Source organism: Metallibacterium sp. (assembly GCF_054637675.1).
On sequence record NZ_JBTSRB010000057.1, the window covers coordinates 1 to 15951 of the forward strand.

Here is a 15951-nt window from a genome sequence, read left to right on the forward strand (position 1 = left end):
GCCAAAACGCTCCGCGCCGACCTTCGTCAGCGCCGCCGTCAACGTCGTCTTGCCGTGATCCACGTGGCCGATCGTCCCCACGTTCACATGCGGCTTCTTACGCTCGAATTTTTCCTTGGACATGACTCACTAACCTCAAAACGTTTGTCAGTTGAATGGTTGGTTTGAAACTCAGGCGGACTTCTTCATCACTTGCTCGGCGATGCTGTTCGGCGCCTCGGCATAGTGATCAAACTCCATCGTGAAGGTCGCACGGCCCTGGCTCATCGAACGCAACGAGGTGGCGTAGCCAAACATCTCGCCCAGTGGCACCAGCGCGTTGATCAACTTGCCGGAAGGGCTGTCGTCCGAGCCCTGCAAGACACCGCGCCGGCGACTGAGGTCGCCCATCACGTCGCCCATGTAGTCCTCGGGCGTGACCACCTCGACCTTCATGATCGGCTCAAGCAGGACTGGGTTGGCTTTGTGGAAGCCTTCCTTGAAACCCATCGAACCGGCGATCTTGAACGCCATTTCGGACGAGTCGACCTCGTGGTACGAACCATCGACCACGCGAATCTTGATGTCCACAATGGGGAAGCCAGCCAGAATGCCATTGGCCATCGCTTCCTGAATACCCTTGTCGACTGCCGGGATGTATTCCTTGGGCACCGCGCCGCCAACGATCGCGTTCTCGAATACGTAGCCAGCGCCGCGCTCCTGCGGATGCAGCTCCAGCACCACATGGCCATATTGACCCTTGCCGCCGGACTGGCGCACGAATTTGCCGTCCTGCTTGAGCACGGTCTTGCGAATGGTCTCGCGGTAAGCCACCTGTGGCTTGCCGACATTGGCCTCGACGTTGAACTCGCGCTTCATGCGATCAACCAGGATTTCCAGGTGCAGTTCACCCATGCCAGCGATGATGGTCTGGCCTGATTCTTCATCGGTGCGCACGCGGAAGGACGGGTCTTCCTGCGCCAGACGCGACAGTGCCACACCCATCTTTTCCTGATCGCTCTTGGTCTTCGGCTCGACCGCCATGGCAATGACGGGCTCGGGGAACACCATGCGCTCCAGCGTGATCAGGTGGTCCTGCGCGCACAGCGTATCGCCGGTAGTGACATCCTTCAGACCCACCGCCGCAGCGATGTCGCCCGCGCGAACTTCCTTGATTTCCTCGCGCTGGTTGGCGTGCATCTGCAAAATGCGACCAATGCGCTCTTTCTTGCTCTTGATCGGATTGAAGACCTGATCGCCGGCCGCCAGCACACCCGAGTAGACGCGGAAAAAGCTGAGCGAACCAACGAATGGATCGGTCATGATCTTGAATGCCAGCGCCGCAAACGGCTCGGTATCCAGCGCCCTGCGACTGGTTTCCTTTTCGCGTTCGTCTGTACCCTTGACCGCAGGACGATCGCCCGGAGAAGGCAACAACTGGATCACGGCGTCAAGCATGGCTTGCACGCCCTTGTTCTTGAACGCCGAGCCGCAGAACACCGGAATCAGCGAATTGGACAAGGTCCCCGCACGAATGCCGGCGACAATTTCCTCTTCGGAAAGCGAGCCCTCTTCGAGGTACTTGTTCATCAACTCTTCGGAGGTCTCGGCTGCAGCCTCAACCATAAAGTTGTGGGCCTTGGCGCAGGTGTCCGCGAGTTCCGCCGGAATATCGCGGTACTCGAACTTCATGCCTTGTGATGCCATATCCCAAAAGATGGCTTTCATCTTGATCAGGTCGATCACGCCCTCGAAGTTCTCCTCGGCACCAATCGGCACCTGCATCGGTACCGGATGCGCACCCAGGCGCGACTTCAATTGCTCAACCACCTTGTCGAAATTGGCGCCGGTGCGATCCATCTTGTTGACGAACGCGAGACGCGGCACGCCGTATTTATTGGCTTGACGCCAGACGGTTTCCGACTGTGGCTGTACGCCACCGACGGCACAAAGCACGAATACCGCACCATCAAGCACGCGCAAGGAGCGCTCGACTTCAATGGTGAAATCGACGTGCCCTGGGGTGTCAATGATGTTGAAGCGATGCTCGGGCAGGGAAAAATCCATGCCCTTCCAGAAGCAGGTCGTCGCCGCGGAAGTGATGGTGATCCCGCGCTCCTGTTCCTGCTCCATCCAGTCCATTGTGGCCGCGCCATCGTGGACTTCACCGATTTTGTGATTGACACCGGTGTAGTAAAGGATGCGTTCCGTAGTCGTGGTTTTGCCGGCATCAATGTGAGCCATGATGCCGAAATTGCGATAACGGTCGATGGGGGTGGTACGAGCCACGATACGAGCCTCTGATGCTTACCAGCGATAGTGCGAAAAGGCCTTGTTGGCCTCGGCCATGCGGTGTGTTTCCTCGCGCTTCTTGACCGCGCCGCCGCGATTCTCGGAAGCATCGAGCAACTCGGCTGCGAGCTTGCGCGGCATGGTGTTCTCGCCACGCTTGCGTGCCGCATCGATCACCCAGCGCATGGCCAGAGCCTGACGCCGCGAAGGACGCACTTCGACTGGCACCTGGTAAGTGGCACCACCAACGCGACGCGACTTGACCTCGACAGCAGGCGCGACATTGCCCAACGCCTTTTCGACTACGGCGACCGGCTCGGCATGCTTCTGACCGATCTGATCGATGGCACCGTACACGATCTGCTCGGCGACAGCCTTCTTGCCGCTCTTCATCACCATATTGATGAAGCGCGCAATCGAGAGACTGGCATGCTTGGGATCGGCGAGCACGACTCGCGCGGGATGCGAACCTTTACGCGACATGTTGCAACACTCCTGAACTTAGGCCTTGGGGCGCTTGGCGCCGTACTTGGAGCGTGCCTGGCGCCGCTTGGCGATGCCGGCACAATCGAGACTGCCGCGCACGGTGTGGTAGCGCACGCCAGGCAGATCCTTGACGCGACCGCCACGAATCAGCACCACCGAATGCTCCTGAAGGTTGTGGCCCTCACCGCCGATGTAACTGATCACCTCGTAACCGTTGGTCAGGCGCACCTTGGCAACCTTGCGCAGCGCCGAGTTGGGCTTCTTCGGGGTGGTGGTGTAGACGCGCGTGCACACGCCACGACGCTGCGGGCAGCTTTGCAACGCCGGCGAAGCGCTCTTGTAGCTCTTCGGGCTGCGCGGTTTGCGCACCAATTGGTTGATCGTCGCCATGCCTTGTGGAGTCCTGTCAAACGTAAATGCAAGCCGACACAACTCGGCCTGCTTAGAAGCGGGAATTTAACATGGAGAGCCGAGCTGCTTCAAGCCCAACCCGCACAATCCCTGTCCCGAACACGAGGCACATCCTGTGCCTCATTTCGTATGTGGTTTGATCCTGCCGGGCGGCAGACGAAGGCGATTATTCGCCGCTGTCGTCGCCCACCGAGATCTCCTCAAATATCGCCGAGGACGCCGCGATGGCATCCGCATCGGATTCGGAGAATGCCGCCTGCCCGCGTCGCTGGGCGTGGTAGGCGAGACCGGTACCAGCCGGAATCAAGCGGCCAACGATAACATTCTCCTTCAGGCCGCGCAAGCCATCGCGCGTTCCGCGCACCGAGGCTTCGGTCAGCACGCGCGTGGTTTCCTGGAACGAAGCCGCTGAGATGAACGATTCGGTCGCCAGCGAAGCCTTGGTAATGCCGAGCAGCATTGGCTGGTAGCCGGCCGGGCGCTCACCGCGCGCTTCGGTGCGCCGGTTTTCGCCCAGCATGCGCAACCGATCGACCTGCTCACCACGCATGTAGCGCGTGTCGCCGCCGTCGGTGATCTCGACCTTGCGCAGCATCTGGCGAATGATCGCTTCGATGTGCTTGTCGTTGATCTTCACGCCTTGCAGGCGATAAACATCTTGAATTTCCTTGACCAGATACGCCGCCAGCGGCTCGACGCCCAGCAAGCGCAAGATGTCATGTGGGTTGGGCTCGCCATCGACCACGGTCTCGCCCTTCTCTACGTGCTCGCCCTCGAACACGATCACGTGGCGCCACTTCGGAATCAGCTCCTCGTGCTCGTTGCCTTCGCTATCGCGAATAATCAGGCGCTGCTTGCCCTTGGTGTCCTTGCCGAAGCTGACGATACCCGAGCGCTCGGCCAGAATCGCAGGTTCCTTGGGCTTGCGCGCCTCGAACAGATCCGCGACGCGCGGCAGGCCGCCGGTGATGTCGCGGGTCTTGGATGTTTCCTGTGGAATGCGCGCAACCACATCGCCGACGCCGACCTCGGCGCTGTCTTGGAGCGAAACAATTGCACCCGCCGGCAGGAAGTACTGCGCTGGAATATCGGTGCCGGGCAGCTTGAGCTCGCGACCCTTCTTGTCCTCCAGGCGCACCGTGGGACGCAGATCCTTGGCGCCACTGCCGCGGCGCTTGGGATCGGTGACCACGGCGCTTTCCAAGCCGGTCAACTCATCGGTCTGCGACTGCACGGTGATGCCTTCGATGAAGTCGCTGAAGTGCACCACGCCGGCCACTTCGGACACGATCGGATGAGTATGCGGATCCCACGTCGCGGCGGTTTGACCAGCTCTGATCTCGGCACCATCGCGCACATTGATGGTGGCGCCATAAGGCACCTTGTAGCGCTCGCGCTCGCGGCCCTGCGCGTCGAGCACGCTCAGTTCACCCGAACGCGACACGGCAACCAGGTGGCCCTGCGCGTGTTTCACGGTCTTGAGATTGCTAAACTTCACTGCGCCCGTGGTGCGCACGGTGACGTTGTCGATCGCTGCTGCACGCGATGCGGCGCCACCGATGTGGAACGTACGCATGGTCAGCTGCGTGCCTGGCTCGCCGATGGACTGCGCCGCGATCACGCCGATGGCCTCGCCGATGTTGACGATGTGACCGCGCGCGAGATCGCGCCCGTAGCACATCGCGCAAACGCCATGTGACGACTCGCAATTGATCGGCGAGCGCACCTTGATCGACTGCACACCGGCGACATCGAGCTTCTCGACCAGCATTTCGTCCAGCACGGTGTTGCGCGTGACGATCGGAGTGTTGTCGTTGCCCGGCGCGTAAACGTCCTCGGCCACCACGCGGCCGAGCACGCGATCACGCAGCGGCTCGACCACATCGCCGCCCTCGACGATGGGGGCCATGATCAGCCCCTCGAAGGTGCCGCAATCGGTGCGCGTGACCACCACGTCCTGCGCCACGTCCACCAGACGCCGGGTCAGGTAACCCGAGTTGGCAGTTTTCAGCGCGGTATCGGCCAGACCCTTGCGCGCACCGTGGGTGGAAATGAAGTACTGCAGCACGTCCAGGCCTTCGCGGAAGTTGGCCTTGATCGGTGTCTCGATGATCGAGCCGTCGGGCTTGGCCATCAGGCCGCGCATGCCGGCGAGCTGGCGAATCTGCGCCGCGGAACCGCGCGCACCGGAGTCGGCCATGATGTAAATCGAGTTCATCGACTTCTGCTCGATGATCTTGCCATCGCGCGTCTTGGTTTTTTCGCTGCCAATGCCTTCGATCATCGCCTTGGCAATCAGCTCGTTGGTACGCGACCAGATATCGACGACCTTGTTGTAGCGCTCACCGGCGGTGACCAGACCCGACTGGAACTGCTGCTGGATCTCGACGACTTCCTTCTCGGCGACTTCGAGAATGGCCTTCTTCTCAACCGGGATCTTCATGTCGTCGATGCCGATGGAAATGCCGGCACGCGTGGCGAAGCGGAAGCCGGTGTACATCAGCTTGTCCGCGAACACGACCGTGTCTTTCAGACCCAGGCGGCGGTAGCAGGAGTTGATCAGGCGCGAGATGGCCTTCTTGGTCAGCTCGGCGTTGACCAGCGCGAAGGGCATGCCCTCCGGCAGGATCTCGGCCAGCAGTGCACGGCCGACCGTGGTCTCGATCAGGCTGCGCCTGGGGTGGCGCGTGCCATCGGCGGCGATCTCGATCTCATCGATGCGCACCTTGGCCTTGGCGTGCAGCGCGACCATGCGGTTGTCGTAAGCGCGGCGCACCTCGGCGACATCTGCGAAGACCATGCCTTCGCCCTTGGCACCAATCAGCTCGCGCGTCATGTAGTACAGACCCAGCACCACGTCCTGCGTCGGCACGATGATGGGCTCACCATTGGCCGGCGAGAGAATGTTGTTGGTAGACATCATCAGCGCGCGCGCCTCGACCTGGGCTTCCAGCGACAGCGGCACATGCACTGCCATCTGGTCGCCGTCGAAGTCGGCGTTGAACGCCGTGCACACCAGCGGATGCAGTTGGATGGCCTTGCCCTCGATCAACACAGGCTCGAACGCCTGGATGCCGAGTCGGTGCAGCGTTGGCGCGCGGTTGAGCAGCACCGGATGCTCGCGGATAACGTCCTCGAGGATGTCCCACACCACCGGCTCTTCGCGCTCAACCATGCGCTTGGCGGCCTTGATCGTCGTGGCCAGACCATTGCGCTGCAGACGCGCGAAAATAAAGGGCTTGAACAACTCCAGCGCCATCTTCTTGGGCAGGCCGCACTGATGCAGGCGCAGGGTCGGGCCGACCACGATCACCGAGCGGCCGGAATAATCGACGCGCTTGCCCAGCAGGTTCTGGCGGAAGCGCCCCTGCTTGCCCTTGATCATGTCCGCCAAAGACTTCAGCGTGCGCTTGTTGGTGCCGGTGATGGCACGGCCGCGACGGCCGTTGTCGAACAGCGCATCGACCGATTCCTGCAGCATGCGCTTCTCATTGCGCACAATGATGTCCGGCGCATTGAGTTCGAGCAGGCGCTTGAGGCGGTTGTTGCGGTTGATGACGCGGCGATACAGATCGTTCAGATCGGACGTGGCAAAGCGTCCACCATCCAGCGGCACCAGCGGACGCAGCTCCGGCGGCAGCACCGGCAGCACGGTCATCACCATCCATTCAGGGCGGTTGCCGGATTCGTGGAAAGCCTCGATCAGCTTGATGCGCTTGGTCAGGCGCTTGAGCTTGGTTTCTGAGTTGGTGGTGGTCAGCTCCTCACGCAACCGCGCCAACTCGGAGGGAAGCTCGATCGACTTAAGCAGTTCGTATACCGCCTCGGCGCCCATGCGTGCGGTGAATTCATCGCCATGTTCCTCGACCGCCGCGAGGTACTGGTCCTCGTTGAGCAACTGGCCGCGATTCATTGGTGTCAGGCCCGGCTCGATGACCACGTAGGCTTCGAAGTACAGAATGCGCTCGATGTCGCGCAGGGTCATGTCCAGCATCAAGCCAATGCGCGAGGGCAACGATTTCAGAAACCAGATGTGCGCGGTGGGGCTGGCGAGCTCGATGTGGCCCATGCGCTCGCGACGCACCTTGGCCAGGGTGACCTCGGTGCCGCATTTTTCGCACACCACGCCGCGGTGCTTCATGCGCTTGTACTTGCCGCACAGGCACTCGTAGTCCTTGACCGGCCCGAAGATCGCGGCGCAGAACAAGCCGTCGCGCTCGGGCTTGAAGGTGCGGTAGTTGATGGTCTCGGGCTTCTTGACTTCGCCATACGACCATGAACGAATCAGATCCGGCGAAGCCAGATTGATCTTGATCGCATCGAAGTCCAGCGGCTGGCGCTGCTGGTTGAAAAGATTGAGCAGGTCTTTCATGAATGTGTCTCCTCAGCCGGCGCCGATTACTTGTGCTCTTCCAGCTCGATGTTGATCGCCAACGAGCGGATTTCCTTCACCAGGACGTTGAAGGACTCGGGCATGCCCGCCGCCATCAGGTGATCGCCGTCGACGATGCTCTTGTACATCTGGTTGCGACCCTGCACGTCATCGGATTTCACCGTGAGCATTTCCTGCAGGGTATAGGCCGCGCCATAGGCTTCCAGCGCCCACACCTCCATCTCGCCGAAGCGCTGGCCACCGAACTGCGCCTTGCCGCCCAGCGGCTGCTGGGTAACCAGCGAGTACGGACCGGTGGAGCGCGCGTGCATCTTGTCGTCGACCAGATGGTTGAGCTTGAGCATGTGCATGTAACCCACCGTCACCTCGCGATCAAAAGCCTCGCCGGTGCGCCCGTCGAACAGCGTGGTCTGCCCGCTTTCAGGCAGTTCTGCTAGACGCAGCATGGATTTGATCTCGGCCTCGTCGGCGCCATCGAACACCGGCGTCGCCATCGGCACGCCAGCGCGCAGATTGCCGGCGAGTTGCAGGATCTCGACGTCGTTGAACGACTTCAGATTGATGTGGTGCGCGGCACCGGCCGCATCGCGGTTGTAGATCTGGTCGAGGAAATCGCGCAGCTTGGAGACTTTCTCGCTGGCATCAAGCATGCGTCCGATGCGCAGGCCCAAACCGCGCGCGGCCCAACCCAGATGCACTTCGAGGATCTGCCCGATGTTCATGCGCGAAGGCACGCCGAGCGGATTCAGCACGATGTCCACCGGCGTACCGTCGGCCATGTGCGGCATGTCCTCGACCGGCACGATCATGGACACCACGCCCTTGTTGCCGTGACGTCCGGCCATCTTGTCGCCGGGCTGGATGCGGCGTTTCACGGCCAGGTAGACCTTGACCATTTTCAGCACGCCGGGCTGCAGGTCGTCGCCCTGCGCCAGCTTGGCCTGCTTTTCCTTGAAGCGATGCTCGAAAGCATCCTTGTGCGCCTTGATCTGCTCGGCTGCGCGCTCCAGAAACTCGGCGGCGTCCTCTTCCTTGAGACTGAGTTTGAACCACTCATCCTTTTTCAGGGTGTCGAGGTAGGCATCGGTGAGGACCGTACCGCGCTTGAGCCCATGCGGCCCGCTGTTGGCGGTCTTGCCGACAATCTGCTGGCGCATGCGCTGGAAAATGGCGCCTTCGAGGATACGGAACTGGTCGTCCAGATCCTTGCGGATGCGCTTGGTCTCGGCTTCCTCGATCTGCTTGGCGCGCTTGTCGCGCTCGACGCCATCGCGGGTGAACACCTGCACGTCGATCACGGTGCCGTCCATGCCCGGCGGCACGCGCAGCGAGGAATCCTTCACGTCCGAGGCTTTCTCGCCGAAGATCGCGCGCAGCAGTTTTTCCTCGGGCGTAAGCTGGCTTTCGCCCTTGGGCGTGACCTTGCCGACCAGAATGTCGCCGGCCTTGACCTCGGCGCCGATGTAAACCACGCCGGATTCATCCAGCCGCGCCAATGCCTGATCGCCCACGTTGGGGATGTCGGCGGTGATTTCCTCCGAGCCCAGCTTGGTGTCGCGCGCGGTGCAAGTGAGTTCCTCGATGTGAATCGAGGTGTAGCGGTCCTCCTGCACGACACGTTCAGAGATCAGGATCGAATCCTCGAAGTTGTAGCCGTTCCATGGCATGAACGCGACCAGCATGTTCTGACCCAGCGCCAGCTCGCCCAGATCGGTCGAGGAGCCGTCGGCCAGCGTGTCGCCCTTGGCGACCACATCGCCCACGTTCACCAGCGGGCGCTGGTTGAGGTTGGTGTTCTGGTTGGAGCGCGTGTACTTGGTCAGCGTGTAGATGTCGACGCCAGCATCGTCCGCGCTGATTTCCTTCTCGTTGACACGCACCACGATGCGGCCCGCGTCAACCTGGTCGATCACGCCACCACGACGTGCCGCCACGGTCACGCCCGAGTCACGCGCCACGGCGCGCTCGATGCCGGTACCCACGAAGGGCTTTTCGGCGCGCAGCGTCGGCACCGCCTGACGCTGCATGTTGGCGCCCCTCAGCGCGCGGTTGGCATCATCGTGTTCGAGGAACGGCACCAGCGCCGCCGCCACCGACACCGACTGCATGGGCGAGACGTCCATGTAGTGGACATCGGCCGCGGGCACCAGCATCGGCTCGCCCTGGAAGCGACAGGACACGAAGTCCTCGCCGAAGCTGCCGTCGGCATTGAGCACCGAGTTGGCCTGCGCGATCGCGAACTCGCCTTCCTCGATCGCCGAGAGGTAATCGACATGGCTGCTGACCTTGCCGTTGACCACCTTGCGGTACGGCGTCTCCAGGAAACCATAGGAATTGGTGCGCGCGTACACGGCCAGCGAATTGATCAGGCCGATATTCGGGCCTTCCGGCGTTTCGATGGTGCAGACGCGACCGTAATGCGTGGGGTGCACGTCGCGCACCTCGAAGCCGGCGCGCTCGCGGGTCAGGCCGCCTGGCCCCAGCGCCGAGACGCGGCGCTTGTGGGTGACCTCGGACAACGGGTTGTTCTGATCCATGAACTGGCTGAGCTGCGAGGAGCCGAAGAACTCCTTGATCGCCGCCGCCACCGGACGCGCGTTGATCAGATCCTGCGGACCCAGATTGTCGGCTTCGGCCAGAGACAAGCGCTCACGCACGGCGCGCTCGACGCGCACCACGCCGACGCGGAACACGTTCTCGGCCATCTCGCCGACGCTGCGCACGCGGCGGTTGCCCAAGTGATCAATGTCGTCGACCTGACCCTTGCCGTTGCGGATTTCAATCAGCGTGCGCACGACATCGAGAATGTCGGAAGTCTGCCCGAGCTGCTTGACCAGTCGATCGGAAAGTTCTTCCTTGCGCTCGCGCAGATACTTCCAGTCGTACAGGATCTCGGCGCCGGTGATTTCCTTGCGGCCCACACGGCGATTGAACTTCATGCGTCCCACCGCCGACAGCGCATAGCGCTCGAAAGTGAAGAACAGATTGAAGAACAGGTTCTGCGCAGCATCCTTGGTCGGCGGCTCGCCGGGACGCATCATGCGATAAATCTCGACCAGCGCCTCAAGCTGGGTGCGCGTGGAGTCGACACGCAACGTCTGCGAGATGAACGGACCGCGGTCGAGATCATTCACATACAGCGTGGCGATGCGCTCGATAGCGGACTGACGGAACTTGGCCAGATGCTCCAGCGTCAACTCATCATTGCAAGCGGCCAGCAATTCACCGGTCTTGGCGTCGACGATGTCCGTCGCCAGGGTACGGCCGAGCACGTAATCGTCCGGCACGTCCAGTGTCTGCATGCCGACCTTGGCGATCTCGCGCACGTGCCGCTGGGTGATGCGCTTGCCAGCCTCGACCATCACCTTGCCGTGATGCGCGATATCGAAGTTCAACGTTTCGCCACGCAGGCGCTCGGCGACCAACTCCAGACGCGCACCATCCTTGGTGCCCAACTGGAACACGTTGTGCTCGAAGAAAATATCGAGCATTTCCACATTGTTGTAACCCAGTGCGCGCAGCAGCACGGTGACCGGCAGCTTGCGGCGGCGATCGATACGCGCGAACAGCACGTCCTTGGCATCGAACTCGAAATCCAGCCACGAGCCGCGGTAGGGAATGATGCGCGCCGAATACAGCAGTTTACCCGAGCTGTGCGTCTTGCCGCGGTCGTGATCGAAGAATACGCCAGGTGAACGATGCAGTTGCGAGACAATGACGCGCTCGGTGCCGTTGATGATGAAGGTCCCGGTGTCGGTCATAAGCGGAATCTCGCCCATGTACACGTCCTGTTCCTTGACCAGTTTGACCACTTTCTTCGATGCCGGACTGTCCTTGTCGTAGATCACCAGGCGGACCTTGACGCGCAACGGCGCGGCATAGGTCATGCCACGGTGGCGGCACTCGTATTCCTCAAACGGCGGCGTGCCAAGCAGGTAATCAACGTATTCGAGCGCGGCATTGCCCGAGTAACTCACGATGGGGAAAACGGACTTCAGCGCGGCGTGCAGACCGTGCTCCTGACGCGCGGAAGCACGCACGCCAGTTTGCAGGAATTCACGGTAGGAATCAGTCTGGATCTGCAGCAGGTTCGGAACATCCAGGACTGGCGGACGCTTGCCGAAGTCTTTGCGGATGCGCTTTTTCTCGGTAAACGAGTAGGTGCTCATCGTGGTCTCACCCTCGCGACGGATACGGATGGAGCGGGAACGGGAAATCGCAATACGCCGGTCCAAATCGGCCCAACGTTTTGCGACTTGCCGCTCACGTCGTGACCTTGCGGCCACGTGTTGCTGACAACAGGCAAAGGCCGGGGGCTTGCGCCCCCAGCCTTCTTCCTGTCATTCCCGCGGCAGCGGGAATCCAGTGACTTTCGTTTTTCAAAGCCACTGGACCCCTTGCCAATAGCCATCCATGGCCTGCATGGGATGACGCCATCAATTTTGAAACAGGATCCCGGCTCATCGCACATCCCTGTGCTGGCCGGGATGACGCCATCCTGGCGTCACTTGACTTCGACGCTGGCGCCAGCCGCTTCGAGCTCTTTCTTGAACTTTTCGGCGTCGGCCTTGGAAACCGCATCCTTGACTTCCTTCGGTGCGCCTTCGACCAAGTCTTTGGCTTCTTTCAAGCCCAAACCGGTGATCGCGCGGACCACCTTGATGACCTCGACCTTTTTCTCGCCAGCGGCCTTGAGGATGATGGTGAACTCGGTCTTTTCCTCGACCGCAGCGACAGCGACACCGGCCGGTGCAACAGCGGCAGCGACCGGAGCAGCGGCGGAAACGCCGAACTTCTCTTCCATGGCCTTGACCAGCTCCATCACTTCAACCAGCGACTTGCTGGAGATGGCATCGATGATCTGCTCGTTGGTGAACGACATGAGACTTGACTCCTGGAAACGGATTGAATGGTTGATGAGTGTTGCGAAGCGGACTCAGGCGGCCTGTTTCTGCTGCGCCACCGCCTGGGTGGCCCGTGCCAGCTGTGAAGCCGGCTCGGACAGCACGCGCACCAGCATGGTTGCGGGCTGCACCAGCACGCTGAGCAGCATCGACAAGGCCTGCTCGCGGGTCGGCAGCGAGGCCAGCACATCGAGATGACCGGCGCCGTAAGCCTTGCCGCCGATGACCACCAGCCGCGGCTTGAGCTTGTCGGCGGTCTTGCCGAAGTCCTTGATCAGACGACCAGCAGCACCGGGATCCTCGGTAGAGAACGCGAACACCAGCGGACCGGTGAACTGATCCTTGGCGCACTCGTACTCGGTACCTTCGACGGCACGACGCAGCAAGGTGTTTTTGGCCACCTTGAGGTACACGCCACCGGCCCGTGCCTTGCGGCGCAGGTCGGTCAGTTGCTGCACGGTCAGACCTGCATACTCGGCGGCCACCAGCGAGTGGGCTTTTTGCGCCACCTCGGCCAGTTCGGCAACGACCTCTTTCTTTTGCGCAAGATTGAGCGCCATTGCATGCTCCCAATCCGGACCTGGGGCGCTCCGCGCCTGCAGCCCGGGAATTCCGGCGCCGCTCCTTGCGGTGCCGTGGGCGCGTTGCGGCGCCCGCCTTGGTGGCCGTTCCAGGAATCCTGTTCGGGCTGCACCATCTGCGCGGGCTGATGGATTAAGGCATGCACGCGGCATTCGCCTTGTGCCCGCCACCCGCGGTCTTTGACGGCTCCGTGCCCCTTGCGGAACGCGGACGCCCTCAAATGATGCCAGCGCGATCGCTCGCGCTGGCGTTGCTACTTGGCGATGCTCAGGCTCGAAGGATCGACGGCAACGCCGAGACCCATCGTGCTGGACACCGAAACCTTCTGCACATACACGCCCTTGGCCGTGGAAGGCTTGGCCTTGACCAGATCAGCCAGCAGCGTGTTGAGGTTTTCGCGCAGGGCGTCAACCTCAAAATTCACCTTGCCGATCGAGCAATGCACGATGCCGGCCTTGTCGTTGCGAAACTTGACCTGCCCGGCCTTGGCATTTTTCACCGCAGCGACCACGTCGGCGGCGACCGAGCCGTCCTTGGGATTGGGCATCAGGCCGCGCGGACCGAGCAACTGGCCGAGCTTGCCAACCACGCGCATGGCATCGGGCGTGGCGATCACGCGACCGAAATTCAGATCACCGGCCTGCATCTTCTCGGCCAGATCCTCCATGCCCACGGCATCAGCGCCGGCGGCCTTGGCCGCCTCGGCCTTTTCGCCGGCGGGGCAGAACACCGCCACGCGCACAGTCTTGCCAGTGCCATGCGGCAGCAAGCTGGAGCCGCGCACGCCCTGGTCCGACTTCTTGGCGTCGATGCCAAGGCGGACGGCGACATCGACCGTCTCGACGAATTTGGTCTTGGCGTTGTCCTTGAGCAGTTTCAGCGCGTGATCGACCGAATACTGTTTGCCCGGTTCGACCAGAGCCTGCATTGCCTTGAAACGCTTGCTGAGCTTGGCCATGTCCTCAACCTTCCGTCCGCACGCCCATGCTGCGCGCACTGCCGGCGATGGTGCGCACGGCGGCATCCATGTCGGCAGCGGTCAGATCAGGCATCTTCGTGGTTGCGATTTCCTCGAGCTGCTTGCGCGTCAGTACCTTGCCGACCTTGTCGGTATTGGGACGCTTGGAACCCGAGTCGATGCCGGCGGCCTTCTTGATCAGAATGGTCGCGGGCGGAGTCTTGGTGATGAACGTGAAACTGCGGTCGGAATAGGCCGTGATCACCACCGGAATGGGGATACCCGGCTCCATCTTCGCGGTGGCCGCGTTGAAAGCCTTGCAGAATTCCATGATGTTCAGGCCACGCTGACCCAGCGCGGGACCAACCGGCGGCGATGGATTGGCCTGCCCCGCCTTGACTTGCAGCTTGATGTAACCGACGACCTTCTTGGCCATGGGATCTCTCTCCGAGTGCTAGCGCCTTGCGGCTCCTCGCGGGTGGGAACATCCTTGAAGCGTGGCGACCCGCGCTCCGTGCGCGCCGCTGCCGAAAGTGCTCGCGGCGTGCAAACGCCCCGAGATCAGGCCGGGAAAGCTGCCAAGCATAGCAGCATTTCGCGCCCGCGTGCGCGGATGCCAGATCAAGCTTTCTCGACCTGACCGAATTCCAACTCGACTGGGGTCGAACGACCGAAGATCAGCACCGCGACGCGCAGGCGGCTCTTGTCGTAGTTGACTTCCTCGACCACGCCGTTGAAATCGTTGAACGGCCCCTCGGTGACGCGCACCATCTCGCCGGGCTCGAACAGGATCTTCGGCTTGGGTTTTTCCACGCCCTCCTGCACACGCTGCAGGATGGCGTCAGCCTCGCTGTCCTTGATCGGCAGGGGGCGATCGGAGGTGCCACCGATGAAGCCCATGACCTTGGGTGTTTCCTTGACCAAGTGCCAGCAGTCGTCGTCGATGTGCGGGGCTTTGCCGGTGCCATCGGTTTCGATCTGCACCAGCACGTAACCGGGGAAGAACTTGCGGTCGCTGCGGCGCTTCTGGCCGCCGCGCATCTCCAGCACTTCCTCGGTCGGGACCAGCACCCGACCGAATTTTTCCTCCACACCGGCACGACGAATGCGCTCCTCGAGCGCCTTCTTGACCGCATTCTCGAACCCGGAATAGGCGTGTACAACGTACCAGCGCTTGCTCATGCTTGCCTCATTTGCCGAGTTTCAACAGCCAGTCAAGAATGACCGACTTGAGCACGTAATCGATGATGCCTAGCAGAATGGCGACGATCACCACCACACCGGCGACCACCAGCGTGGTGCGCACGGTTTCGTCGCGCGTCGGCCAGGTGACCTTGCGCATTTCGAACTGTGATTCGCGCAGGAAGCCGCGCATGGCGCGTCCCGGCTCGGTGAACGCCGCGATCGCGATCGCCACGATTACCGCCGCGAACACGCCGAGGATACGCAGCGAATGCGCCACATGCCCAAGCAGGTAATACGCCGCGATGCCCGCCAGCAGCACCAGCAGTGCAAGCACCAGTTTGGCAATGTCGACGGCCTTGGCGCCGCCCGCGTGCTGATCGACTTTGGTGTTCATGATGTCCATCCGTGCCGGACCCAGCCCGGCACGGCGATTGTTGATTGGCACGCCAGGAGGGACTCGAACCCCCAACCTGCGGTTTTGGAGACCGCTGCTCTGCCAATTGAGCTACTGGCGTGTGGTTTGGATCTTTTGCAAGCACCATCCATGGATCTTCCACGCGCTTGGCATCCTTGCCCCGCCAGGGCGCGCCGCGCGCGATGCACTTCAACGCATCGCGCAAACCGCGGCCCACACTACTCGAAGATCTTGGCGACGACGCCGGCGCCGACGGTGCGACCGCCTTCGCGAATCGCGAAACGCAAGCCTTCCTCCATCGCGATCGGCGCAATCAGCGCCACCTTCATCTTCACGTTGTCACCCG

The 15951-nt window shown here is 61.8% G+C and carries 13 protein-coding genes and 1 tRNA gene; all 14 read right to left on the reverse strand.

Features of this window, described 5'->3' with window-relative positions; all coding sequences use genetic code 11:
* Window positions 1–123: GTP-binding protein (locus ACYDAT_RS13625; protein ID WP_304059801.1), on the reverse strand; the 123-nt coding region annotated here is incomplete at its 3' end.
* 48 nt (window positions 124–171) lie between these two features.
* Window positions 172–2268 (reverse strand): elongation factor G, encoded by a 2097-nt coding sequence (gene fusA, locus ACYDAT_RS13630; protein ID WP_461442297.1) that lies wholly within the window; start codon window positions 2266–2268, stop codon window positions 172–174.
* 18 nt (window positions 2269–2286) lie between these two features.
* Complete coding sequence (gene rpsG / locus ACYDAT_RS13635; RefSeq protein WP_081129324.1) at window positions 2287–2754, reverse strand: 30S ribosomal protein S7; 468 nt, start codon at window positions 2752–2754, stop codon at window positions 2287–2289.
* 18 nt (window positions 2755–2772) lie between these two features.
* The gene (rpsL, locus tag ACYDAT_RS13640) at window positions 2773–3147 is read right to left on the reverse strand and encodes a 30S ribosomal protein S12 (RefSeq protein WP_081129328.1); all 375 of its coding nucleotides are present in this window, start codon (window positions 3145–3147) and stop codon (window positions 2773–2775) included.
* Window positions 3148–3334: 187 nt separating this feature from the next.
* Entirely contained in the window at window positions 3335–7540 is a 4206-nt protein-coding gene (gene rpoC, locus ACYDAT_RS13645; protein ID WP_461439695.1) for a DNA-directed RNA polymerase subunit beta', read from the reverse strand.
* A 26-nt stretch (window positions 7541–7566) separates the two neighbouring features.
* The gene (rpoB, locus tag ACYDAT_RS13650; RefSeq protein WP_461450743.1) at window positions 7567–11730 is read right to left on the reverse strand and encodes a DNA-directed RNA polymerase subunit beta; all 4164 of its coding nucleotides are present in this window, start codon (window positions 11728–11730) and stop codon (window positions 7567–7569) included.
* Window positions 11731–12065: 335 nt separating this feature from the next.
* Window positions 12066–12443 carry a 50S ribosomal protein L7/L12 gene (rplL, locus tag ACYDAT_RS13655; protein WP_461439697.1) on the reverse strand — a complete coding sequence of 126 codons (378 nt, stop codon included), beginning with the start codon at window positions 12441–12443 and terminating at the stop codon, window positions 12066–12068.
* A 54-nt stretch (window positions 12444–12497) separates the two neighbouring features.
* On the reverse strand, window positions 12498–13025 hold the full coding sequence (gene rplJ, locus ACYDAT_RS13660) for a 50S ribosomal protein L10 (protein WP_461439698.1): 528 nt from the start codon (window positions 13023–13025) through the stop codon (window positions 12498–12500).
* Between the two features lie 275 nt (window positions 13026–13300).
* The gene (gene rplA, locus ACYDAT_RS13665) at window positions 13301–14005 is read right to left on the reverse strand and encodes a 50S ribosomal protein L1 (RefSeq protein ID WP_461439699.1); all 705 of its coding nucleotides are present in this window, start codon (window positions 14003–14005) and stop codon (window positions 13301–13303) included.
* A gap of 4 nt (window positions 14006–14009) precedes the next feature.
* A complete protein-coding gene (rplK, locus tag ACYDAT_RS13670) occupies window positions 14010–14441 on the reverse strand; it encodes a 50S ribosomal protein L11 (protein WP_461439700.1) in 432 nt (143 codons plus the stop codon).
* Window positions 14442–14626: 185 nt separating this feature from the next.
* The gene (nusG, locus tag ACYDAT_RS13675; protein WP_461442298.1) at window positions 14627–15187 is read right to left on the reverse strand and encodes a transcription termination/antitermination protein NusG; all 561 of its coding nucleotides are present in this window, start codon (window positions 15185–15187) and stop codon (window positions 14627–14629) included.
* A gap of 7 nt (window positions 15188–15194) precedes the next feature.
* Window positions 15195–15584 (reverse strand): preprotein translocase subunit SecE, encoded by a 390-nt coding sequence (gene secE / locus ACYDAT_RS13680; protein WP_461439702.1) that lies wholly within the window; start codon window positions 15582–15584, stop codon window positions 15195–15197.
* A gap of 45 nt (window positions 15585–15629) precedes the next feature.
* Window positions 15630–15705, reverse strand: a tRNA-Trp gene (locus ACYDAT_RS13685).
* A gap of 118 nt (window positions 15706–15823) precedes the next feature.
* The coding region (locus ACYDAT_RS13690; RefSeq protein ID WP_461438709.1) for an EF-Tu C-terminal domain-related protein at window positions 15824–15951 on the reverse strand (128 nt) is incomplete at its 5' end.

What these genes read in the sequence shown, in the direction of transcription:
- rpsG (WP_081129324.1), bottom strand. Translation starts at nt 2,754, where the DNA reads ATGTCGCGTAAAGGTTCGCATCCCGCGCGAGTCGTGCTCGCCGATCCC.
- rpsL (WP_081129328.1), bottom strand. Translation starts at nt 3,147, where the DNA reads ATGGCGACGATCAACCAATTGGTGCGCAAACCGCGCAGCCCGAAGAGC.
- rpoC (WP_461439695.1), bottom strand. Translation starts at nt 7,540, where the DNA reads ATGAAAGACCTGCTCAATCTTTTCAACCAGCAGCGCCAGCCGCTGGAC.
- rpoB (WP_461450743.1), bottom strand. Translation starts at nt 11,730, where the DNA reads ATGAGCACCTACTCGTTTACCGAGAAAAAGCGCATCCGCAAAGACTTC.
- rplL (WP_461439697.1), bottom strand. Translation starts at nt 12,443, where the DNA reads ATGTCGTTCACCAACGAGCAGATCATCGATGCCATCTCCAGCAAGTCG.
- rplJ (WP_461439698.1), bottom strand. Translation starts at nt 13,025, where the DNA reads ATGGCGCTCAATCTTGCGCAAAAGAAAGAGGTCGTTGCCGAACTGGCC.
- rplA (WP_461439699.1), bottom strand. Translation starts at nt 14,005, where the DNA reads ATGGCCAAGCTCAGCAAGCGTTTCAAGGCAATGCAGGCTCTGGTCGAA.
- rplK (WP_461439700.1), bottom strand. Translation starts at nt 14,441, where the DNA reads ATGGCCAAGAAGGTCGTCGGTTACATCAAGCTGCAAGTCAAGGCGGGG.
- nusG (WP_461442298.1), bottom strand. Translation starts at nt 15,187, where the DNA reads ATGAGCAAGCGCTGGTACGTTGTACACGCCTATTCCGGGTTCGAGAAT.
- secE (WP_461439702.1), bottom strand. Translation starts at nt 15,584, where the DNA reads ATGAACACCAAAGTCGATCAGCACGCGGGCGGCGCCAAGGCCGTCGAC.